Genomic DNA, 20,623 nt, shown 5'->3' with positions numbered 1-20,623 from the left:
AACTGCCATTTACATCGTTCTCGATCGAAGGTGTCTGATGCGGCCGGCCTCGAGCGGTCGCGGCGCCTGAAACACTGGGCAACGTCGGCCTGGCGATCCCTGTCGAGCAAGACGTCTAGCAGTGAAATACAATTTGTATGCAGATTGCATGGTTCGGCGCTCGGGTGCGTCAATCTGCCTCGCCTGATGGCGCCTTGGCTTTGCCGGGAAAGTCAACGCCATTGGCGGCGTGACGGGCGTTTCAGACGTGAGCAGATAGGCATGGGTCGCTTTTTGAAAGGTCCGCTTTCGACCTTGGCGCTTCGTGACACACGCGACGTCCTGTTTGGACAAGCGCATGGCGCTCCAGAACGACAGGACGGCTTGGCGACATTCGATAATTCGCCCAACGGCTCGCCTCACGCCAAGGGCAGCCGCTGCGGATACCGCGAGTCAGCAGCCTCACTTCATAATTCCAACGCTGCGGCGCCCTGCACCGGTCACTCGGTAGCACCCCATAACGATAAAACATCCCTTGATACCCAACGCCGCGCTGCGCCGCGCGGATCGCGTTCGCGCGCTTATTGAAGAATCGACTGCCATGATCGCTACCTCCGTCTCCAGTACCGGTGCTGCCACCGGTCACCGCAATGCCATGCTCGCTGCCCACGTCGCAGCGGTGTTGTTCGGTCTCACCGGCATCTTCGGTGCGTTGATTCACGCCGATGCCAGCATCATCACCTTCGGTCGGGCGACCTTCGCCTTCATCGCATTGGGTTTCGTCGCCGGCCTCAAAGGCACGCGCCTGCTCGATGCCCTGACGCTGCGCAACCTGCCGGTCATCGGCCTCACGGGCACCTTGCTGGCCGCGCACTGGGTCACCTTCTTCATTGCCGTCAAAGTGGGCGGTGTGGCAGTGGCGACCCTGGGTTTCGCCAGCTTCCCGGCCTTCATCGCGCTGATCGACCTGCTGCTGTACCGCGAGCGCATCGGCCTGCGTGAAGGTGTGCTGCTGTTGATGGTGACGGCTGGACTGGTCCTGGTGGTGCCTTCGTTCGACCTGCTCGACAGCGGCACCGTCGGTTTGCTCTGGGGGCTGGGCTCGGGCCTGTCGTTCGCCCTGCTGGCCGTGGCCAACCGCCGCCGCACCTCGGGCATGAAGGCCTTGCAGGTGGCCTTCTGGCAGAACGTGGTGGTGGCCGTTCTGATGGTGCCGTTCGTCTTCAGCCATCTGCCGCAAACCAGCCTGCGCGCCGACGATTGGGTCAACCTGGTGCTGCTGGGGGTGTTCTGCACGGGCCTTTCGCAGTTCCTCTTCGTCAAGAGCCTGGATGGCCTGCAGGCGCGTACGGCGGGCATGATCATCGCCCTGGAGCCGGTCTACGCCATCGCTTGCGCCTGGTGGCTGTTCGGCGAGCAGCCGTCGCTGTGCATGGGCGCCGGTGCTGCGCTGGTGGTCCTGGCCACGGTCCTGGCCGCGCGGCGCAAGGCCTCGGCGCACTGAGGCCTGCGGTGAAGGGCGGGCGCTGGCGTCCGCCTGGATCAACTCGACGACCGACTTAGCCAACCGAACCCCTTTTGCGCGTTCTAGGGTGAACTCGCGCGGTGCCCGATCGGGCCCTGCGCCATACCCAATAACAAAAGCAAAAGCAGGGATCAGGATGACTTCGAGCACGTCTGCAAAGGCCGGCGACCAGCTGGCGCAAGGCTTCAAACCCCGTCACGTGACCATGTTGTCGATCGCCGGCGTGATCGGCGCGGGGCTGTTCGTAGGCTCTGGCCATGCCATCGCCGCCGCAGGTCCCGCCGCCATCGTGGCCTACGCCCTGGCCGGCGCGCTGGTGGCGCTGGTGATGCGCATGCTCGGCGAAATGGCCGTGGCCAGCCCGGATACCGGCTCGTTTTCCACCTATGCCGACCGCGCCATCGGTCGCTAGGCGGGCTTCACCATCGGCTGGCTGTACTGGTGGTTCTGGGTGCTGGTCATCCCTATCGAAGCCATTGCTGCCGGCGTGGTGCTGAACAACTGGTTCCCCCACCTCGAACCCTGGTTCTTCGCGTTGACGATGACGGTGCTGTTGACCGCCACCAACCTGTTCAGCGTCGCCAAGTACGGGGAATTCGAGTTCTGGTTCGCCATGCTCAAAGTGATCGCCATCGTCGCCTTCATCACCCTGGGTGCCTTCGCCCTGGCTGGCGCGCTGCCCACCGGCGAAGTCAGCGGTCTGACGCAGTTGCTCGCCAGCCACGGGGGCTTCATGCCCAATGGCTGGACGGCCATCATCGGCGCCTTGCTCACCACCATGTTCAGCTACCTGGGCACCGAAGCCGTCACCATCGCCGCGTCCGAGTCGGCCGACCCCGCGAGCAACATCGCCAAGGCCACACGCTCGGTGATCTGGCGCATCAGCGTGTTCTATCTCTTGTCGATCCTGATCATCATTTCGGTGGTGCCATGGAACGACCCGCTGCTGCCGGTGCAGGGCTCGTACCAACGCGCGCTGGAGATCATGAACATCCCCTACGCCAAGCTGCTGGTCGACCTGGTGGTGCTGGTGGCCGTGGCCAGTTGCCTGAACTCGTCGATCTACATCGCTTCGCGCATGCTGTTTTCCCTGGCCAAGCGCGGCGATGCGCCAGGCGCGATGGGGCGTACTTCGTCGGCCGGCGTACCGCGTGCCGCAGTGGTGGGCAGCACGCTGATCGGCATGATCACCACGGTGGTCAACTATTTCGCGCCGTCCCACGTGTTCGCCTTTCTGCTGGCCAGTTCCGGGTCGATCGCCTTGCTGGTGTACCTGGCCATCGCGTTCTCCCGGTTGCGCATGCGCGCCACGCTGGAGAAACAGCAGCAGACCATCGTTTTCAAGATGTGGCTGTACCCGTGGCTGACCTACGCGGTGATCGCCTTCATCGTGTTCGCCCTGGGCGTGATGTTCGTAATGCCGCAGCATCGGCTGGAGGTGTCGCTGACCATCGCCCTGGCTGGCGTGATTCTGCTGGTCGGTGTGATCACCAGCCGGCGCCATCGGCTCACCGCTGCCATGCCGGTGAGCCGGGGTGGCTGATCGCCCAGGGATCGCCCGAGGTGCTTGGCAAGCGGGCGCCAGCGCTCAAGGCGTAGAGCGTGGCGCGCTTTTCACGCAGCCGAAGCGTTTTTCCTTCGACGGGCTATAGCCGAAGAACGAGGCATAGCACTTGCTGAAGTGGCTGGCCGAAATGAACCCGCAAGCGATCGCCACGCCCAGCAACGGCAGGTCGGAATGCTGCAGCAGACGCCGGCTTTCGGTGATGCGCAACTCCAGGTAGTAGCGCACCGGGGTGGTGCTCATCTGGTGCTGGAACAGGCGACCGATCTGCCGCTTGGAGCGACCCACGTAGGTCGCGATCTGGTCTTGGCTCAAAGGCTCTTCGAGGTTGGCGCTCATCAGGTTGATCGCTTCGCGCAATGGCTCGCTGATGTTGGTCTGGGCTGCGGCGGTGGTACGCCGGTAACGCGAGGCCTCGAAGGCGAGAATGGCGGTGATGCCTTCGGTGAGCGCCGAGCCATGCTGCTGCTCCAGCCATGCCAGCACCATGTGGAAAGCGCCTGTCGGGCTGGCCGCGCTGAGGCGATCGCGGTCGACCACGAAACTGTCGGTACCCACATGGCTGTGGCGGGCGACTTCCGCCACGGCGCCGCGGTGTTCCGGGTGCACCGCGCAGCGATAGCCCTCCAGCAATCCGGCCTGGCCGAGGAACCACGCGCCGTTCCACAGCCCCGCCAGCGCCGTGCCCTTGCGCGCCAGTGTTTGTAACGCGCCGCTGATCTCGGGCGAGACCACCAAGGGCGTGCGCAGACCGCCGCAGACCACCAACAGATCGAGCGGTAGCTTCGTGCTGGCAGGCAGCGCTTGCCCCGGGGTGATGACGATCCCCAGGTCGCTGACGACCGCTTCACCGCTGAGGCTGAACGTGGTGCTCGCGCAGGTCTCAGGCTGAATCAGATTGGCGGTGACCAGGGTGTCCAGCGCCTGGGTGAAGGCCAGCAGGGAAAAGTGCTCGAGCAGCAGAAACCCGACGTGCGTCTGCGCGCGCGTAGTCGCGTGTGCCTGATGGGTGAAGCGTGAGTTATGCCCATGCAGGGCATCGCTGAAGTGGCGGGTCGGGCGCAAGGGTGGATTCTCATGAGCGCGGCAGATGGAAACGGGCAGGTCGGTTGGGTTGCGGACGGTGCCGTCTAGGTAGTCGAGCAGGCACCGGAACTGCTGTTTGGCGGAGATTGGCACGGGAGTAAGGGGTCGTCAATGCGGTTGTATTCTTTATGTATACACAAAGAAAAATAACCGACGCTGGGGTGATCGGTGGGCGATTGCTTATCGTGGCCACCTTCCCAGGCGACCCGAATTGCCGTTCATAGGTATGAAAGGGTCGGTTGCAGCAAAAACTGGCTCGACCGTACGGGCAAGTTCGACGGCGGGCGCCGATGGTCTGGACACCCCCTGCCACGGCCCATATATTCGCCCTACAAATTGTAGACAGAACGATATGACGACCAAGAAAGCCGCCTCCAGACCTGTCGCCAAAGCAGGCCCTCCGACCGACGAACTACCCCTGGATCGCAAGGCGATCCTGGCCGACGCCCTGCGCCGGCGCATCCTCAGCATGGACATGGCGCCGGGAGCGGTGGTCGATGAGCTGGCCCTGTGCGACGAGTTCGGCCTGTCCCGCCCCCCGGTGCGCGAGTTGCTCCGGCAGATCGCCGCCGAAGGCTACATCGAACTCGAAACCAATCGGGCGCCGCGGGTGGCGGCGATGAACCACGACTCGCTGCACAGTTTCTTCCTGGCCGCGCCCTTGATCTACACCGCCACCACACAACTGGCGGCCACCCACGCCACGCCTCAGGAGATCGAAGGGCTCAGAGCGATCCAGCAGCTGTTTCGCAATGCCCTGGAGCAGGGGGATGCGGAAAACCGCGTGTTGTACAACGATGCCTTCCACCTGCAGATCGGCCGCATGGCGCACAACGACTACCTGATGCCCAGCTTGCGTCGACTGCTGATCGACCATACCCGCTTGGGCAAGATCTTCTATCGGCATCCGGCAACCCAGGACATGCAACGCGACCTCGAACTCGCCTGCGAGCAGCATGACCAAGTCATCGACGCCATCGAGCGGCGCGATGCGGATACGGCGGGAAAGCTGGTGCGCGAGCATTTCGAGCTGTCGCGTCGGCGCATGGCCGAGTACACGGCGCCGCGTGGGTTGGACTTGACGTTGCTCACCTGACCGTTACAACGGCTGAACCGGGCCGCTTGGCGGGCGGCCCTACAGTGTCTCGCTACTGCTGGAACACCTGTTTGAAGAAACGTTGCAGATCAGCCCAGGAGCGCTGGTCGGCAGCCTTGTCGTAGCCAATGTCGGGCCCGCCGTGCTCGCCGTGGCCCAGGCGATCGGCATCCGGGTTGCTGAAACCATGCTTGGCGCCGGGCAGGCTGACGAATTCGAGGTCGGCGTTGGCGCTGGCCATTTCCTGCTTGAACGCCGCGACCTGCTCGGCGGTGACCATACTGTCGGCTTCGCCATGCTCGACCAGGATCTTCGCCCGCACCTGACCGGGCTGCGCCGGGGTCTGGGTGACCAGCGCACCGTGCACGCTCACCACACCGTCGAGTTTCTCACCGCGCCGGGCCGCGTCCAGCACCACCTTGCCGCCAAAGCAGTAACCCACGGCGCCCAGGCGGTGCTTGTCGGTCTGCGGTTGCAGCTTGAGCAGGTCGAGGCCGGCGTCGAAACGTTGCGCGGCGGCCTTGGGGTCTTTCAGGGCGGCGGCCATGAAGGCCTGGGCATCGGCCGGGTGTTCGGTGTGCTTGCCATCGCCGTACATGTCGATGGCCAGGGCGTTGTAGCCCAGGCCTGCCAGCTCGCGGGCACGGCGTTTGGCGTAGTCGTTCAGACCCCACCACTCGTGCACCACCAGAACGCCTGGGCGCTTGCCGCTCAGTGCGTCGTCGTAGGCGTAATAGCCGACCAGGCGGTTGCCGTCGGCGTCCTGATAGGGAATTTCACGGGTCTGCACCGCCGCCTGGGCAAAGGCAGCGCTACACATCAAGGCCACGGCAAGCGGGAAACGCATGGTCACTACTCCTATAAAGATTCGTTCAGCCGAGGTTCAGCCAGGGTTCAGCGGTCGTTCAGCCTGTGCCGCTTACTCTAGCTGGCAGACACCTCAAGCGCATCCACACGGGAGTGACCTTCATGAAAACCCTGAACAGCCTCATCGCCGCCATGGCCGTTTGCGCCGCAGGCCTGGCCACCAGCGCCCAGGCCGACGACACCTTCGCCAGCCTCACCTATGGCCAGACCAGCGACAAAGTGCGCAAGTCCGGCCTGCTGCAACGCAACACCGGCCACCTCGACACCGACGGCATCATCGGCAAGGACGACACCTGGGGCGTGCGTCTGGGCAAGCTCAACGAGCAAGGCCGCTATTACATGACCTACGACAACGTCTCGGGCGACCACAGCGGCCTGAAACTGCGCCAGGAAAACCTGCTCGGCAGCTACGACCTGTTCTACCCGGTCGGCGACACCACAAAACTGTTCGGCGGCGCCAGCCTCGGCATGACCAAGCTCACCCAGACCTCATCGGGCCTGAGCCGCGACACCGACTACGGCTATGCGGCCGGTCTGCAAGGCGGCGTGATCCAGCAGGTCACCGACAACGCATCGGTCGAGCTGGGCTACCGCTACCTGCGCAGCAACGCCAGCGTGGAAGTCTCGCCCCACGACCAAGCCAAGGCCGGCACCCTGCGCCTGACCAGCAGCGCCCAGACTTACCTGTCGGCCAACTACCGCTTCTAAGCGCCAGAACGACTGATATGCTGTGCCGGCCATTCGCGAGGAGGGGAAAAGGATGAAGCTGCTGGTGGTCGAGGACGAAGCGTTGTTGCGCCATCACCTCTTTACGCGCCTGGGCGAGAGCGGTCATGTGGTCGAAGCCGTGGCCAATGCCGAAGAGGCTCTGTATCAGGCCGACCAATACCGTCACGACCTTGCGGTGATCGACCTGGGCCTGCCGGGCATGAGCGGGCTCGAACTGATCGGCGAGCTGCGTCGCCAGGGCAAGGCCTTCCCCATCCTGATCCTCACCGCCCGCGGCAACTGGCAGGACAAGGTCGAAGGCCTGGCCGCCGGGGCCGACGACTATGTGGTCAAGCCGTTCCAGTTCGAGGAACTGGAGGCGCGCCTGAACGCGCTGTTGCGCCGCTCCAGCGGCTTCACCCAATCGACCATCGCCGCCGGCCCCTTGAGCCTGGACATCAACCGCAAGCAGGCCAGCCTGCACGACCGGCCGCTGGCGCTGACCGCCTACGAGTACCGCATCCTCGAGTACCTCATGCGCCATCACCAGCAGGTGGTGGCCAAGGATCGCCTGATGGAGCAGCTGTATCCCGACGACGAAGTGCGCGACCCGAACGTCATCGAAGTGCTGGTCGGGCGCCTGCGCCGCAAGCTCGAGGGCGACAGCGGCTTCAAGCCCATCGATACCGTGCGCGGCCTGGGCTACCTGTTCACCGAGCGCTGCCGATGATCCGCTCGCTGCGCCTGCGCCTGATGCTGGCGGCGGCGGTGCTGGCGGTGTTGTTCATGCTGGCGTTGCTGCCGGCGTTGCAGAAGGCCTTCAGCCTGGCGCTGCAAGAGTCCATCGAACAGCGCCTGGCGTCGGACGTCACCACGCTGATCTCCGCCGCGCGGGTCGAACGCGGCCAGTTGAGGATGCCGGCGCTGCTGCCGGACGAACGCTACAACCTGCCCGCCAGCGGCTTGCTGGGCTATATCTTCGACCGCCAGGGCAACCTGGTCTGGCGCTCGCGCGGCACCCACATCCAGCACATCAACTACCAGCCGCGCTACGACGGCCGCGGCAACGAATTCGCCCGCATCCGCCAGGGCGACGGCGAAGAGTTCTTCGTCTACGACGTCGAGGTCAAGCTGCTGGGCGGCAAGAGCGCCGCCTTCAGCATCGTCGCCTTGCAGCCGGTCAGCGGCTACCAGCACACCCTCGACGGCCTGCGCGAGAAACTCTACCTGGGCTTCGGCGCGGCGCTGCTGGCGTTGCTGGGTTTGCTCTGGGCAGGCCTGACCTGGGGCCTGCGCTCGCTGCGCCACTTGAGCCGCGAGCTCGACCAGGTGGAAGCCGGCGCACGAGACGGCCTGAGCCGTGAGCACCCCAGCGAGCTGTTGCGCCTGACCGGCTCGCTCAACCGTTTGCTGCACAGCGAGCGCGAGCAGCGCCAGCGTTACCGTGATTCCCTGGATGATCTGGCGCACAGTCTGAAAACGCCTCTGGCGGTGTTGCAGGGTGTGGGCGAGGGTATGGGCCAAGGCGCAGGCGAGCGCGAGCAGGCGCGGGTGCTGCAAAGCCAGATCGAGCGCATGAGCCAGCAGATCGACTACCAGCTGCAACGCGCCAGCTTGCGCAAGAGCGGGCTGGTGCGCCACCAGGTGGAAGTGCGGCCACTGCTCGACAGCCTGTGCAGCACCCTGGCCAAGGTCTATCGCGACAAACCGGTACAAGCCAGCCTGGACCTCCCCGAGCGTGCGTGGCTCCCCGTCGAGCAGGGCGCCCTGCTCGAATTGCTCGGCAACCTGCTGGAAAACGCCTACCGCCTGTGCCTGGAGCGGGTGCGCGTGAGCCTGCGCCAAGGCGTCGGGTTCGTCGAACTGTGTGTGGAAGACGATGGCCCGGGCGTGCCGGCCGAGCAACGCCAGCGCATCCTGCAACGGGGCGAGCGCCTGGATCGTCAGCATCCTGGGCAAGGCATCGGGCTGGCGGTGGTCCAGGACATCATCGACAGCTACGACGCCGAACTCAGTCTGCACGACTCGCCCCTGGGCGGGGCGGCGTTCCTTATCGTCTTCCGCTTGGACTGAGCCGAGGGCGGATTTCCGCCACAGCCGTTGTTCATTTCCCGCCACTGGGCGGAAACCCGCCACGTCCACCGCCTCGATTTGCGTCATTGCAGCGCACCTTGCCCGCAGAAAGCCTGGGCATGCACCGTTGCTGGGCATATTGGCATCACCCTTGCTAATCAGCTCGTAGAGGCCTGCGCCATGCAGCTCTACCACAACGACAAATCCCTCCATGTGCAGGAGGGTTAGCGATTCAGGTGCCCCTCGCTCTGGGAAGAGCGAAGCCGGTGCCCTCGAGGAAAAATCTAGCCATGACGACACGTCAGCCGCTGTACAAATCCCTGTATGTCCAGGTGTTGGTCGCCATCACCATCGGCATTCTGCTCGGCCACTTCTATCCGGAAACCGGTGTTGCGCTCAAACCCTTGGGTGACGGCTTCGTCAAACTGATCAAGATGGTCATCGCGCCCATCATCTTCTGCACCGTGGTCAGTGGCATCGCTGGCATGCAGAGCATGAAGTCGGTCGGCAAGACCGGCGGCTACGCGCTGCTGTACTTCGAGATCGTGTCGACCATCGCCTTGATCATCGGCCTGATCGTGGTCAACGTGGTCAAGCCCGGCGCGGGCATGCACATCGACGTCACCACCCTGAACGCCAGCAGCGTGGCCGCCTATGCCGCCGCCGGTGCGCAGCAGACCACCGTGGGCTTCCTGCTCAACATCATTCCCAACACCGTGGTCGGCGCCTTCGCCAACGGCGACATCCTGCAAGTGCTGATGTTCTCGGTGATCTTCGGCTTCGCCCTGCATCGTCTGGGCAGCTACGGCAAGCCGCTGCTGGACCTGATCGATCGCTTCGCCCACGTCATGTTCAACATCATCAACATGATCATGAAGCTGGCTCCGTTGGGCGCCTTCGGTGCCATGGCCTTCACCATCGGCCAGTACGGCGTGGGTTCGCTGGTGCAGCTGGGCTACCTGATGGCCTGCTTCTACATCACCTGCCTGCTGTTCGTGCTGGTGGTGCTGGGCGGCATCTGCCGCGCCCACGGCTTCAGCGTGTTGAAACTGATCCGCTACATCCGTGAAGAACTGATGATCGTGCTCGGTACTTCGTCGTCCGAATCGGCCCTGCCGCGCATGCTGGCCAAGATGGAGCGCCTGGGTGCCAAGAAGTCGGTGGTCGGCCTGGTGATCCCGACCGGGTACTCGTTCAACCTCGACGGCACTTCCATCTACCTGACCATGGCCGCCGTGTTCATCGCCCAGGCGACCGACACCACCATGGACATCACCCATCAGATCACCCTGCTGCTGGTGTTGCTGGTCGCCTCCAAAGGCGCTGCGGGCGTGACCGGTTCGGGCTTCATCGTGCTGGCCGCCACCCTGTCGGCGGTCGGTCACCTCCCGGTGGCGGGCTTGGCGCTGATCCTGGGCATCGACCGCTTCATGTCCGAGGCGCGTGCGCTGACCAACCTGGTCGGCAACGCCGTGGCGACCGTGGTCGTGGCCAAGTGGGTCAATGAAATGGACGACGACAAGCTGCAGTCCGAGCTGGCTTCCGGTGGCGGGCCGCTGGAGCTGAACCGTCCGACCGACGACCTGGGCGTGGCCGAAGGTCCTGTTCGCTGAGTTGAACTGTGCTGCATGAAAAGCCTGACTGATGCTAATCAGTTAGGCCGCAGCAGTGTCACCTAGGGCCGCTCTGCGGCCCATCGCGGCTGAAGCCGCTCCTACAGACACTGCAACCCTGTAGGAGCGGCTTCAGCCGCGATGGGCCGCAGAGCGGCCCTAATCGCTTCAACGGATGCATTCAACCTTGTTGGAGCAGCCAGCCCGGCGCACGATCAGCCGTGATGGGCTGCGAAGCAGCCCTAGTCGTTTGAATGATTGGACACGCTTTTTCGTTTCTGCGAGGCAGGCCAGTCATTCCTGGCGGATTACGCCGCTGTACGTGAGCACCTGCCGACAGCGCTTGCACACATAGCGCCGGCCCTGGCGCACCAGGCGATGGCGTTGCGGGCTGAACGGAAAGTCGCTGTCCGGGCATGGGCAGCGGTAGATGTAGCGGGTCACGCTACGGCGCTGCACGGCGTAGCTGTGACAACGCAACGGCGCCAGGTCGTAGACGCCGCGCATGATCAACTGCCATTCCCGGCCATGGGCCTGAATGCCGCCGCCGAACACCTGGTGGGCGACCAGGTGGGCGACCTCGTGGGGCACGGTCTGGCGCAGGAAATCTTCCTGGTTGGCCTGGTAAAGGGCCGGGTTGAAGCGCAGCAGGTTGTCGTGCAAGTGCGCCACGCCGGCTTTCAGGCCGCGCAGCTTGAAACTGACCTCAGGGCGAGGGAAAGGGCGTTTGAAGAAAGCCTCGGCCTGCACATAGCAGGCTTCGACCCGGTGTTTGAGCAGTTCGGGCATGGTCGCGCAGTCTCCTGGCCGCGCAGTATGCCGCAAGCGCCGCGTGCGACCCAGACCGCCGGTCAGGCGTCGAAACGGCTTGCCGGCTTCGTCGGTCTAGCCGGCTGGCATCGGTCCCAACCCCAGCCCCCACCCCAGCCCCCACAGCGTCACGGCCACCGCCATGATCGCCACCAGCACCACCAGGCCGACCGCCAGCACGGAGCTGGAAAACAGAAAGCCTTCGTCGGGTGCTATGTCCATGAAAGTCGGCGAGCCGACGTATAGCAGGACGACCGTGTAGGACACCGCCGCAATCAACGTCAGCAAACCCAGCCAGAGATGCGGATAGAGCGCGGCCAGACCGCCGATGAACAATGGCGTGGCCGTGTAGGTGGCGAAAGCGATGCACTGTGCGAGCGTAGGCGTGGCGTCGTAGGTGCGCGCCATCCAGTGCACGAACGCGCCCACGGCGGCGACGCCCAGCAGCAGCGCCAGGTAGGACAGCAGGCTCAGGCCCGCCGCGCTCGACGGCGTCAGCAGCACAGGCGCGCCGCTGACGGGTCGCCAGCCGACCTGGGTGGTGCCGATGAACGCTGAAACGGCGGGGATGGCGGCCAGTAACAGGGTATGGGTGAGGTAGGGGTGGCCGCTGGAGAGCCCTTCGCCACGAATCTGCCGCCACTCCTTGTCGGGACGAATCAACAGGCCCAGCACGTGCTGCATCATGGCGTGGTTCCTCTGCGCACAGGAGAGCGGCGCCCGTGGGCGCATGCCGCCCGGCCAAGGTACCTTCAGGGCTGCGGTAGGATGGCCGTGCTTGCCAGTATAGGTGCGCGCCGGCCAGCGCAAGGGCGGCGTTTAGAGCAAAAGGCGCTGTCAACGCCCAGCCTGATTCGCTTGCGGTCTTTGTCGGATGGGCCTACGCCGACGCGACCTTTGCGGTTAAACTAGCCGGCTTTTGTCACACCTCGCGGATTCAATCGCCATGGGCACCCTCTCGGTCAACCAGAACAAACTGCAAAAACGCCTGCGTCGTCTCGCCGGCGAAGCCATCGCCGACTTCAACATGATCGAGGAGGGCGACAAGGTCATGGTCTGCCTGTCGGGCGGCAAGGACAGCTACACCATGCTCGACGTGCTGCTGCACCTGCAGAAGGTGGCACCGATCAGCTTCCAGATCGTCGCGGTGAACATGGACCAGAAGCAGCCCGGCTTCCCCGAGCACGTGCTGCCGGCCTACCTGGAAGCGCTGGGCGTCGAGTACCACATCGTCGAGAAGGATACCTACTCGGTGGTCAAGGAATTGGTGCCCGAAGGCAAGACCACCTGCTCGCTGTGCTCGCGCCTGCGCCGCGGCACCCTGTACACCTTCGCCGACCAGATCGGCGCGACCAAGATGGCCCTTGGGCACCACCGCGACGACATCGTCGAAACCTTCTTCCTCAACATGTTCTTCAACGGCGCCCTCAAAGCCATGCCGCCCAAGCTGCGCGCCGACGACGGTCGCAACGTGGTGATCCGCCCGCTGGCCTACTGCAACGAGAAGGACATCCAGGCCTATTCGGACATGAAGCAGTTCCCGATCATCCCCTGCAACCTGTGCGGCTCCCAGGAAAACCTGCAGCGCCAGGTGGTCAAGGACATGCTGGTGGAGTGGGAGCGCAAGCACCCCGGCCGCACCGAGAGCATCTTCCGCGCCTTGCAGAACGTCGCGCCCTCGCAGTTGGCCGACCGCAATCTGTTCGACTTCGTCAGCCTGAGCATCGACGACACCGCCACCCCACGCTTCCTCGAACTGGTCAACCTCTGACATGCGCGATTACCAGTGGCTGCACGAGTTCTGCCTGAACCGCTTCGGCTCGGTGAAAGCCTTCGAGGCGTCCTTGCCCAAGCCGCGCACGGACGCGCAATTGCGTGCCACACCTGCGGACCGCTACCTCTCCACCCTGGCCTTGCGGGTGTTCCGCGCCGGGCTCAAGCACAGCCTGGTGGACGCCAAGTGGCCCGCGTTCGAGCAGGTGTTCTTCGGTTTCGATCCGGAGAAGGTGGTGCTGATGGGCGGCGAGCACCTGGAGCGGCTGATGCAGGACGCGCGCATCATCCGCCACCTGGGCAAGCTCAAGAGCGTGCCGCGCAACGCGCAGATGATCCTCGACGTCGAGCAGACCCACGGCAGCTTCGGTGATTTCATCGCCGACTGGCCGGTGACCGACATCGTCGGGCTGTGGAAATACCTGATCAAGCATGGCAACCAGCTCGGCGGGCTGTCGGCGCCGCGCTTCCTGCGCATGGTCGGCAAGGACACCTTCGTGGCCTCGGACGATGTGTCGGCGGCCTTGATCGCGCAAAAGATCGTCGACAAGCGCCCGACCAGCCAGCGCGACCAGGCTGCGGTGCAGGCGGCGTTCAACCAGTGGCACGCCGAAAGCGGGCGGCCGCTGTGCCAGCTGTCGGTGATGTTGGCGCACACCGTCAATCACTGAGGCCGCAGAGGCGGTAGCGCCGCCCCTGACGCTCAGCGCTCTTCGCCCGCCAGCCGCCGCTCCAGCTGGTACTTCCAGCGCACATACAGCAGTGCCGCCAGAAACAGTCCCAGGCTCAGCCCGATCTCCATCGACCCCAGCACGACCCGCGCCGGATCGAACGCCGCCAGCACGCCCTTGATGAAATACAGGTTGACCACGAAACAGGTCCAGGCGTGGGCGCGCGCGCTACCCCGCAGCATGCCGGGCAGCAACAGCAGCAAAGGCAGCAGTTCGATCGCCAGGATCACCCCGGTACGCGCACCGTGCAGGTTGGCGAAGAACAGGGTGTTGAGGCCCAGCAGGGCGGTCAGGCCAAGAAAACAGGCCAGGCTCGCCACGCGGGTGACTGCCACCCGTGGAGCGAGCCAGGCTTGCCCGGGCAACGGTTTAGGCGTTCTGGCCACGGCTCGGCTCCAGGGCCTTGGCGGTCGTGCCGATACGCTGGCCGAGCGCGCGGCACAGGCTGATCTCATGGGTGTCCAGCTCGCGTTTGCCGTCGGCGCCGGCATGGTGGCTGGCGCCGTACGGCGTACCGCCACCGCGGGTGTCGATCAGCGCCGACTCGCTGTAGGGCAGGCCCATCACCAGCATGCCGTGGTGCAGCAAGGGCAACAGCATCGACAGCAAGGTGGTCTCCTGGCCGCCGTGCAGGCTGGCGGTGGAGGTGAATACCGCCGCCGGCTTGCCGACCAGCTCGCCGCCCAGCCACAGGCTGCTGGTACCGTCGAGGAAATACTTCAAAGGCGCGGCCATGTTGCCGAAGCGGGTGGGGCTGCCGAGGATCAGACCGGCGCAGTGACGCAGATCGTCGAGGGTGGCATAGGGTGCGCCGCTGGCAGGAATGTCCGGCGCCACCGCCTCGCACTCGCTCGACACCGCCGGCACCGTGCGCAGCCGCGCCTCCAGGCCGCTCAGCTCGACGCCGCGGGCGATGTGCCGGGCCATCTCGCTGGTCGCGCCATGACGGCTGTAGTACAGCACCAGAATGTAAGGCGTGCTCATGGCAGGATCTCCAGGACGTTTTCCGGTGGGCGGCCGATCACGGCCCTGTCGCCGGCGACCAGAATGGGACGTTCGATGAGGATGGGCTGCTCGACCATCGCGGCGATGAGCTGCTCGTCGGTCAGCGCGGGGTCGGCCAGGCCCAGGGCCGCGTAGGCGTCTTCGCCCGTGCGCAGCAACTGGCGAGCGCCGAGGCCGAGGCGGGCCAGCAGCGCGCGCAGCGTGGCGGCGTCGGGCGGCGTGTCCAGGTAGCGCACGACGGTCGGCGCAAGGCCGCGGGCTTCGAGCAGTGCGAGGGCGCTGCGGGATTTCGAACAGCGGGGGTTATGATAGAGCGTCAGTTCAGTCATGACGGGGACCACAGGCAGCTGGAAATGCCGGCTAGTCTAACCGCTCATGCTGACCCACAGGCTGTTAACTTCGAGAAGGATTGACCCATGGCAAGGCGTTTGGCAGTGGCACTGGCCATCACCGCGAGCCTGTTGCTCGCCGGTTGCGGTGCGGACTATGGCGTGGACCAGAATGGCAAGACGGTGAAGACCGAACAACTCGACGGCCACTGGCTGGTGCTCAACTACTGGGCCGAATGGTGCGGGCCGTGCCGCACCGAGGTGCCCGAGCTCAATGCCGCCGCCAAGCAGTGGCAGGCGCAGAACGTCAAGGTGGTCGGGGTGAACTTCGACGGCCTGCAAGGGGCCGATCTGAAAGAGGCGGTGAACGCGCTGGGCATCGAGTTCACCGTGCTGGCGCAGGACCCGGCCGAACGCTACGAGCTGCCGCGCAGCGAGGCCTTGCCGGTCACCTACATCATCGACGACAAAGGCAAGGTGCGTGAGCAACTGCTCGGCGAGCAGACCCTCGAAGGCCTGCAAGAGAAGCTCAAGGCGCTCAAGGGCGGCGCCTGATTCCGCCTTCCTGCCGACGGCGCCTGCGTGGCGCCGTCAGCTTTCCTCGGGCCAGAAACGCAAGGCCTTGCCGTCGTCCAGCCAGAAACGCACCTGCCCTTCGTGCGACGTATCCCAGCGCTGCACCCGCTCCAGCGCCTTGAGGAAACGCCCTTCCTGTTCCATCAGTGCCGGCGCGCACAGCTTGCGCGTGCTGCCTACCGGACCGAAGTGCAATGACTCGCCGTGCAGGGTATAGGGCGCGAACCAGTGGTTGCAGCCGGCATTGCCGTACGCCCGGCCATCGTCGCCCAGGGTCAGGCTGAGGTGGCTGTAGTCCATGAGCGGGCGTTCGCCGATCCATTCCAGGGTATAGGCCTGATCCTGTTGCAAAGGCGTGGGCGCGCTGGCGCAGCCGGCCAGCGCCAGGGTCAGCAGCGCACTGGCCGCCAGCGCTTTCACGACGCGCTCGCCTGGCAGCGTGGGCACAGATGACGCTCGCCTCGGGTGCTCCAGCCCAGCTCTTCGAGCCGTGCGTTGGCCGCTGGCTGGCGCGCCTTGTTGCCCAGGGAGGAATCCACCGCGAACTCGAGGTCCAGCGAGGTCTGGCAGCCGTCGCACTTGACCTGCCAGGTCAGAATCTCCAGCTCCTTGAACGCCGGGCCGTTGGCCGTGGCCACCCACTGCCCCTGCGGGTTGATCAGGTGGCGCACGGTCTGCACCGTCAGGCGCATGGACAGGGTTTTGCTGCCTTTGAGGCTGACCAGCAGGACATCGTCCTTTCTGATCGAACCGCCGTTGCCAGTCACCTGGTAACGGCCCGGCACCAGTGCGCGGCACTCGATCAGGGTGTGTTGCGGGTTGAAGAGGGTGTAGCGGAAATCGTGCTCGACCATGGGTCCTCCAGAAATGCGGCGTATCCTAGCATCAACCCTCGACCAGATTCTGCGGATTGCCTGCCGCCCAGCCGATGATGTTGGCCAGGGTGGTGCCGGCTATGGCGTCCAGCGCTTCACGGGTGAGAAACGCCTGATGGGCGGTGACGATCACGTTGGGGAAGGTCAGCAGGCGTGCCAGCACATCGTCCTGCAAGGGGTGGTCGGAGCGGTCCTGGAAAAACAGTTGCGCCTCCTCTTCGTAGACGTCCAGACCCAGGTAGCCCAACTGGCCGCTTTTCAACGCCTCGATCAGTGCCGGGGTGTCGACCAGCGCGCCGCGGCCGGTGTTGATCAACATGGCGCCGGCCTGCATCTGCGCCAGGGTGCGGGCATCGATCAGGTGCTGGCTGTCGGCGGTCAGCGGGCAGTGCAGGCTGACGATACGCGACTCGCGCAGCAGCGCGTCCAGCGGTAGATAGCGCGCGCCCAGGGCCAACAGGCGCGGGTGGGGGTAGGGGTCGTGCGCGAGTATCCGGCAGCCGAAGCCGGCCATGATGCGGGCGAAGGCCTCACCGATCTGCCCGGTGCCGATCACCCCGACGGTCTTGCCGTGCAGGTCGAAGCCGGTGAGGCCATGCAGGGTGAAGTCGCCCTCGCGGGTACGGTTGTAGGCACGGTGCAGGCGCCGGTTCAGGGCAAGCACCAGGGCCACCGCATGCTCGGCCACGGCATGCGGCGAGTAGGCGGGCACGCGCACCACGCTCAGGCCCAGGCGCTCGGCGGCGGCCAGATCGACATGGTTGTAACCGGCCGAGCGCAATGCGATCAGCCGAGTGCCGCCTGCGGCCAACCGTTCGAGCACGGCGGCGTCGAGTTCGTCGTTGATGAACCCGCATACCACCTCGAACCCTTGCGCCAGCGCGGCAGTCTCGACGTTCAGGCGGGCGGCCTGGTAATGCAGGTCCAGGGGCAGCCCGTTACCGGCGCGGGCGAAGCTTTCCTGGTCGTAATGCTGGCTACTGAACAACAGCACGCGCATGCACGGCGCTCCTTGGGGCAGAGACGGGCCGGCATGCGCAGGCCCGTGAGGGGTGGCGATTCAGGCGCCCAGGTGGGCCTGGGTCGCGAGGCGGCCGATGGCTCGGTCCAGCTCGTCCATGGCCTGCATCATTTGCGGGTGCTCCTGCTTGAGCAGGGTTTCGCTGCGCTGGCAGGCCGCGCGCAGTTGCGGCACGCCGCAATAGCGCGTGGCGCCGTTCAAACGGTGCACGCGTTCGATCATCGCCTGCCGATCGCCGCTTTCACGGGCCTGGCGGATGGCTTCGCGGTCGCCTTCGAGCGAGGCCAGGAGCATGGCCAGCATGTCCGCCGCCAAGTCCGGCTTGCCGGCTGCGAGGCGCAGGCCCTCCTGTGGATCGAGCACTTTCAGTTCGAGGTTGTCGGGGACGCGCTCCTGGGCGCGTTCGAGGGGCGGGGTGTCGAGGCTCAGGCCGGTCCATTTCAGCACCACCTGGGCCAACTGCCGTTCGCTGATGGGTTTGGTCAGGTAGTCGTCCATGCCGCTGTGCAGCAGCGCGCGCTTTTCGTTGGCCATGGCATGGGCGGTCAGGGCCACCACCGGCAAGGGCGGCTGGCCCAGGTCGGCCTCGCGGCGGCGGATCTGCTCGGTGCAGGCCGGACCGTCCATGCCGGGCATCTGCACATCCATCAGCACCAGATCGAAATGCTCCTCGTCGAGGGCGCGCAAGGCCGCTTGGCCGTTGTCCACAGCTACCACCATGGCGCCCATGTCTTCGAGCAGGGTCTGTACCAACAGCAGGTTGGCCGGGTTGTCGTCGACGCACAGGATGCGCGGCAGGCGCTGCCCGGTCAGGGGTTGCGAAGCCGGTCGCTGTTGATGACGGGGTTGTACCAGATCCAGCAGCACCCGGCGCAGCTTGCGCGTGCAGGCCGGCTTGGACAGCAATTGGCCGTGGCCCTCGCTCAGGTGCGACTGGTACAGGCCCTGTTCGGTGGTGGGGCAGAACACCAGGCACTGGCAGCCATGCTGCTCCAGTCGGTCGTTGATCAGGCCCAGCCGCTCGGGTGCCAGGTTGGCCAGGTTGATGCCGAGCACGGCGAACTCGAACGGCTGGCCCGCCAGGGCGGCCGCTTCGACGGCCTGGAGCAGGTGCTCGAAACTGCCGAACTGGGTCACGCTCAGGCCGCAGTCCTGCAATTGATGCTCCAGCGCCTGACACGCCAGCTCGTGACTTTCGACGATCGCCACGCGCCGCTCCAGCAGGGCCTGCAAAGGTGCCTGGTCGATGTCGTCGTGGGCCTTGGGCAGGGTCAGGGTGATCCAGAACTGCGAACCTTCGCCAGGCGTGCTGTCGACGCCGATCTCGCCGCCCATCTGCTCGATCAGGCGCTTGGAGATCACCAGGCCCAAGCCGGTGCCGCCAGGTTCGCGCGACAGCGAATTGTCGGCCTGGCTGAAGGCCTGGAACAGCGTGCGCACGTCGGTCGGAGTCAGGCCGATGCCGGTGTCGCGCACGCTGATGCGCAATTGCACGCTGTCTTCCTGTTCGTCTTCGAGCATGGCGCGGACCGCGATGGTGCCTTCGCGGGTGAACTTGATCGCGTTGCTGACCAGGTTGGTGAGGATCTGCTTGAGCCGCAGTGGGTCGCCGACCAGCGACAGCGGCGTATCGCGGTAGACCAGGCTGACCAGTTCGAGCTGCTTGGCGTGGGCCGCAGGGGCGAGAATGGTCAGGGTGTCCTGGATCAGGTCGCGCAGGTTGAAGGGAATGCTGTCGAGCACCAGCTTGCCGGCCTCGATCTTGGAGAAGTCGAGGATCTCGTTGATGATGCCCAGCAGGTTGCCGGCCGACTTCTCGATGGTGCCCAGGTAGTCCTGCTGGCGCGGACTGAGTTCGCCTTTCTGCAACAGGTGGGTGAAACCCAGGATGCCGTTGAGCGGGGTGCGGATCTCGTGGCTCATGTTGGCCAGGAACTCGGACTTGATGCGACTGGCCTCCAGGGCCTCCTTGCGCGCCATGTCCAGCTCGATGTTCTGGATCTCGATGGTTTCCAGGTTTTGCCGTACGTCTTCGGTGGCTTGGTCGACATTGTTCTGCAGCTCTTCGTGGGCGCTGTGCAGGGTCTGCGCCATGCGGTTGATGCCGGCGGCCAGCTCGTCCAGCTCGTGGCTGCCCATGGCCGGCAAGCGTTCTTCCAGGTTGCCGTCCTTGAGCTGGTTGACGGCGTCCTTGATGCGCTCGAGCGGTTGGTTGATGGCGCGGCTCATGCGCATCGCCAGCAGCACCGTCAGGCCCAGGCAGGCGAGGATCAGCAACATGCTGGTGAACAGGTTGCGGTAACCACGCAGCAAGGTGCCGTCGTGGGACAGCTCCACCTCGACCCAGCCCAACAGGCGCTCGGCTTCGGCCGGCACGGCGTCGGTGACCAGGTCGCGGTGGTGGCCGAACACCGGCATCAGGTAGCGAGTGGCATCCTTGCCGCCGCGCTCGAGCAGTTGCGTGCCGCTGCCGCCGCTGGGCGGCGGGTTGATCATGCTGGGGCCGGCATGGGCCAGGCGCGTGCGGTCCGGGGCGAGAAAGGCCACGGCGCGTACGTCCACCTGTTCCAGCGCTTCGGCGGCGATGCGCTCGAGCTGCGCGCGTGCCTGGGTGTGTCGTGCCAGGGCCGAGGCGGCGAGCGGGGCCAGTTGCTCGGACACCAGCTTGCCGCGCTGCAGCAGCTGGGTGCGCAGTTCGGCCTGCTGCTGCCAGTTGAAATAGATGCCCAAGACCAGCGCCATGAGGCTGGCGGGGAGCAAGGCGAGGATAAGGACGCGGCTTCGTATTCCCAGACGATCGAGCACATTGTTCTCCTGTATGTGCCAGCGCAAGCAACGCGCTGCGAGCGCAAAGGTACTCCCGCTGGCCGATGCTTGCACTGATTTGTGCCAGGGATGTGGAGAGGACGGCAGGCGCTCTCGGGGCCCTGCATCGCGCATATAGCCAGCCGCTATAACCTCCAACCATTGCGAGATATGGCCTTGGCGGCTT

The 20,623-nt window shown here is 65.2% G+C and carries 20 protein-coding genes and 1 pseudogene; 10 read left to right on the top strand and 11 right to left on the bottom strand.

All coding sequences use genetic code 11. From position 1 onward, the window contains the following. Positions 1-580 precede the first annotated feature (580 nt). Together AA0Z93_RS02335 and gabP are read left to right on the top strand one after the other, a co-directional pair. Positions 581-1,483 carry a DMT family transporter gene (locus AA0Z93_RS02335; protein WP_413046561.1) on the top strand — a complete coding sequence of 301 codons (903 nt, stop codon included), beginning with the start codon at positions 581-583 and terminating at the stop codon, positions 1,481-1,483. A 157-nt stretch (positions 1,484-1,640) separates the two neighbouring features. Then, a pseudogene (gabP, locus tag AA0Z93_RS02330) lies at positions 1,641-3,047 on the top strand (GABA permease). A gap of 45 nt (positions 3,048-3,092) precedes the next feature. On the opposite strand, the gene AA0Z93_RS02325 reads toward gabP, so the two are convergent. Beyond that, positions 3,093-4,133, bottom strand: a complete 1,041-nt coding sequence (locus AA0Z93_RS02325; protein ID WP_413048365.1) for a GlxA family transcriptional regulator — start codon at positions 4,131-4,133, stop codon at positions 3,093-3,095. A 373-nt stretch (positions 4,134-4,506) separates the two neighbouring features. Between AA0Z93_RS02325 and AA0Z93_RS02320 the strand changes: the two genes are divergently transcribed. Continuing rightward, entirely contained in the window at positions 4,507-5,250 is a 744-nt protein-coding gene (locus AA0Z93_RS02320; protein WP_413046562.1) for a GntR family transcriptional regulator, read from the top strand. Positions 5,251-5,302: 52 nt separating this feature from the next. On the opposite strand, the gene AA0Z93_RS02315 is transcribed toward AA0Z93_RS02320, so the two are convergent. Continuing rightward, positions 5,303-6,097 (bottom strand): dienelactone hydrolase family protein, encoded by a 795-nt coding sequence (locus AA0Z93_RS02315; protein ID WP_413046563.1) that lies wholly within the window; start codon positions 6,095-6,097, stop codon positions 5,303-5,305. A 122-nt stretch (positions 6,098-6,219) separates the two neighbouring features. On the opposite strand from AA0Z93_RS02315, the gene AA0Z93_RS02310 reads away from it, so the two are divergent. The 4 genes from AA0Z93_RS02310 to AA0Z93_RS02295 all read left to right on the top strand — a co-directional run bounded on the left by AA0Z93_RS02310 (position 6,220) and on the right by AA0Z93_RS02295 (position 10,511). Continuing rightward, on the top strand, positions 6,220-6,825 hold the full coding sequence (locus tag AA0Z93_RS02310) for an outer membrane protein (RefSeq protein WP_413046564.1): 606 nt from the start codon (positions 6,220-6,222) through the stop codon (positions 6,823-6,825). A gap of 52 nt (positions 6,826-6,877) precedes the next feature. Further along, positions 6,878-7,555: a response regulator gene (locus tag AA0Z93_RS02305; protein WP_413046565.1), complete on the top strand. Its 678-nt coding sequence runs from the start codon at positions 6,878-6,880 to the stop codon at positions 7,553-7,555. Beyond that, positions 7,552-8,898 carry an ATP-binding protein gene (locus AA0Z93_RS02300; protein WP_413046566.1) on the top strand — a complete coding sequence of 449 codons (1,347 nt, stop codon included), beginning with the start codon at positions 7,552-7,554 and terminating at the stop codon, positions 8,896-8,898. Before AA0Z93_RS02305 ends, AA0Z93_RS02300 begins: the two co-directional genes overlap by 4 nt. Before the next feature lie 290 nt (positions 8,899-9,188). Further along, a complete protein-coding gene (locus AA0Z93_RS02295; protein WP_413046567.1) occupies positions 9,189-10,511 on the top strand; it encodes a dicarboxylate/amino acid:cation symporter in 1,323 nt (440 codons plus the stop codon). A gap of 294 nt (positions 10,512-10,805) precedes the next feature. On the opposite strand, the gene AA0Z93_RS02290 is transcribed toward AA0Z93_RS02295, so the two are convergent. Further along, the gene (locus AA0Z93_RS02290; protein WP_413046568.1) at positions 10,806-11,300 is read right to left on the bottom strand and encodes a SprT family zinc-dependent metalloprotease; all 495 of its coding nucleotides are present in this window, start codon (positions 11,298-11,300) and stop codon (positions 10,806-10,808) included. Between the two features lie 96 nt (positions 11,301-11,396). Next, entirely contained in the window at positions 11,397-12,008 is a 612-nt protein-coding gene (locus AA0Z93_RS02285) for a Yip1 family protein (protein ID WP_413046569.1), read from the bottom strand. A gap of 259 nt (positions 12,009-12,267) precedes the next feature. Here AA0Z93_RS02285 and ttcA point away from each other — a divergent pair, with 259 nt between their 5' ends. Further along, on the top strand, positions 12,268-13,092 hold the full coding sequence (gene ttcA / locus AA0Z93_RS02280) for a tRNA 2-thiocytidine(32) synthetase TtcA (RefSeq protein WP_413046570.1): 825 nt from the start codon (positions 12,268-12,270) through the stop codon (positions 13,090-13,092). Between the two features lies 1 nt (position 13,093). Beyond that, complete coding sequence (locus tag AA0Z93_RS02275) at positions 13,094-13,765, top strand: DNA-3-methyladenine glycosylase I (RefSeq protein ID WP_413046571.1); 672 nt, start codon at positions 13,094-13,096, stop codon at positions 13,763-13,765. A gap of 32 nt (positions 13,766-13,797) precedes the next feature. Here AA0Z93_RS02275 and AA0Z93_RS02270 read toward each other — a convergent pair whose 3' ends face one another. The 3 genes from AA0Z93_RS02270 to arsC are packed head-to-tail and all read right to left on the bottom strand — an operon-like array spanning position 13,798 to position 15,159. Next, positions 13,798-14,211: a DUF2069 domain-containing protein gene (locus AA0Z93_RS02270; protein WP_413046572.1), complete on the bottom strand. Its 414-nt coding sequence runs from the start codon at positions 14,209-14,211 to the stop codon at positions 13,798-13,800. Then, positions 14,195-14,809, bottom strand: a complete 615-nt coding sequence (gene wrbA, locus AA0Z93_RS02265) for an NAD(P)H:quinone oxidoreductase (RefSeq protein WP_413046573.1) — start codon at positions 14,807-14,809, stop codon at positions 14,195-14,197. Before wrbA ends, AA0Z93_RS02270 begins: the two co-directional genes overlap by 17 nt. After that, positions 14,806-15,159: an arsenate reductase (glutaredoxin) gene (gene arsC, locus AA0Z93_RS02260; protein WP_413046574.1), complete on the bottom strand. Its 354-nt coding sequence runs from the start codon at positions 15,157-15,159 to the stop codon at positions 14,806-14,808. The genes wrbA and arsC overlap by 4 nt, the downstream gene beginning before the upstream one ends. 87 nt (positions 15,160-15,246) lie before the next feature. Between arsC and AA0Z93_RS02255 the strand changes: the two genes are divergently transcribed. Next, the gene (locus tag AA0Z93_RS02255; protein ID WP_296265140.1) at positions 15,247-15,714 is read left to right on the top strand and encodes a TlpA disulfide reductase family protein; all 468 of its coding nucleotides are present in this window, start codon (positions 15,247-15,249) and stop codon (positions 15,712-15,714) included. A 36-nt stretch (positions 15,715-15,750) separates the two neighbouring features. Here the strand turns inward: AA0Z93_RS02255 and AA0Z93_RS02250 are convergent, their stop codons facing one another. Genes AA0Z93_RS02250 through AA0Z93_RS02235 form a run of 4 tightly spaced genes read right to left on the bottom strand, consistent with a single transcriptional unit; the run spans position 15,751 to position 20,436 of the window. Beyond that, positions 15,751-16,155: an META domain-containing protein gene (locus AA0Z93_RS02250; protein WP_413046575.1), complete on the bottom strand. Its 405-nt coding sequence runs from the start codon at positions 16,153-16,155 to the stop codon at positions 15,751-15,753. After that, complete coding sequence (locus AA0Z93_RS02245) at positions 16,152-16,589, bottom strand: hypothetical protein (protein WP_413046576.1); 438 nt, start codon at positions 16,587-16,589, stop codon at positions 16,152-16,154. The genes AA0Z93_RS02250 and AA0Z93_RS02245 overlap by 4 nt, the downstream gene beginning before the upstream one ends. Before the next feature lie 31 nt (positions 16,590-16,620). After that, positions 16,621-17,610 (bottom strand): 2-hydroxyacid dehydrogenase, encoded by a 990-nt coding sequence (locus AA0Z93_RS02240; protein WP_413046577.1) that lies wholly within the window; start codon positions 17,608-17,610, stop codon positions 16,621-16,623. Between the two features lie 60 nt (positions 17,611-17,670). Further along, the gene (locus AA0Z93_RS02235; protein ID WP_413046578.1) at positions 17,671-20,436 is read right to left on the bottom strand and encodes a response regulator; all 2,766 of its coding nucleotides are present in this window, start codon (positions 20,434-20,436) and stop codon (positions 17,671-17,673) included. Positions 20,437-20,623: the final 187 nt, after the last annotated feature.

It is taken from the genome of Pseudomonas phoenicis (assembly GCF_047302395.1).
Lineage (GTDB): Bacteria > Pseudomonadota > Gammaproteobacteria > Pseudomonadales > Pseudomonadaceae > Aquipseudomonas.
This window is presented reverse-complemented; position numbering and strand designations above follow the sequence as displayed.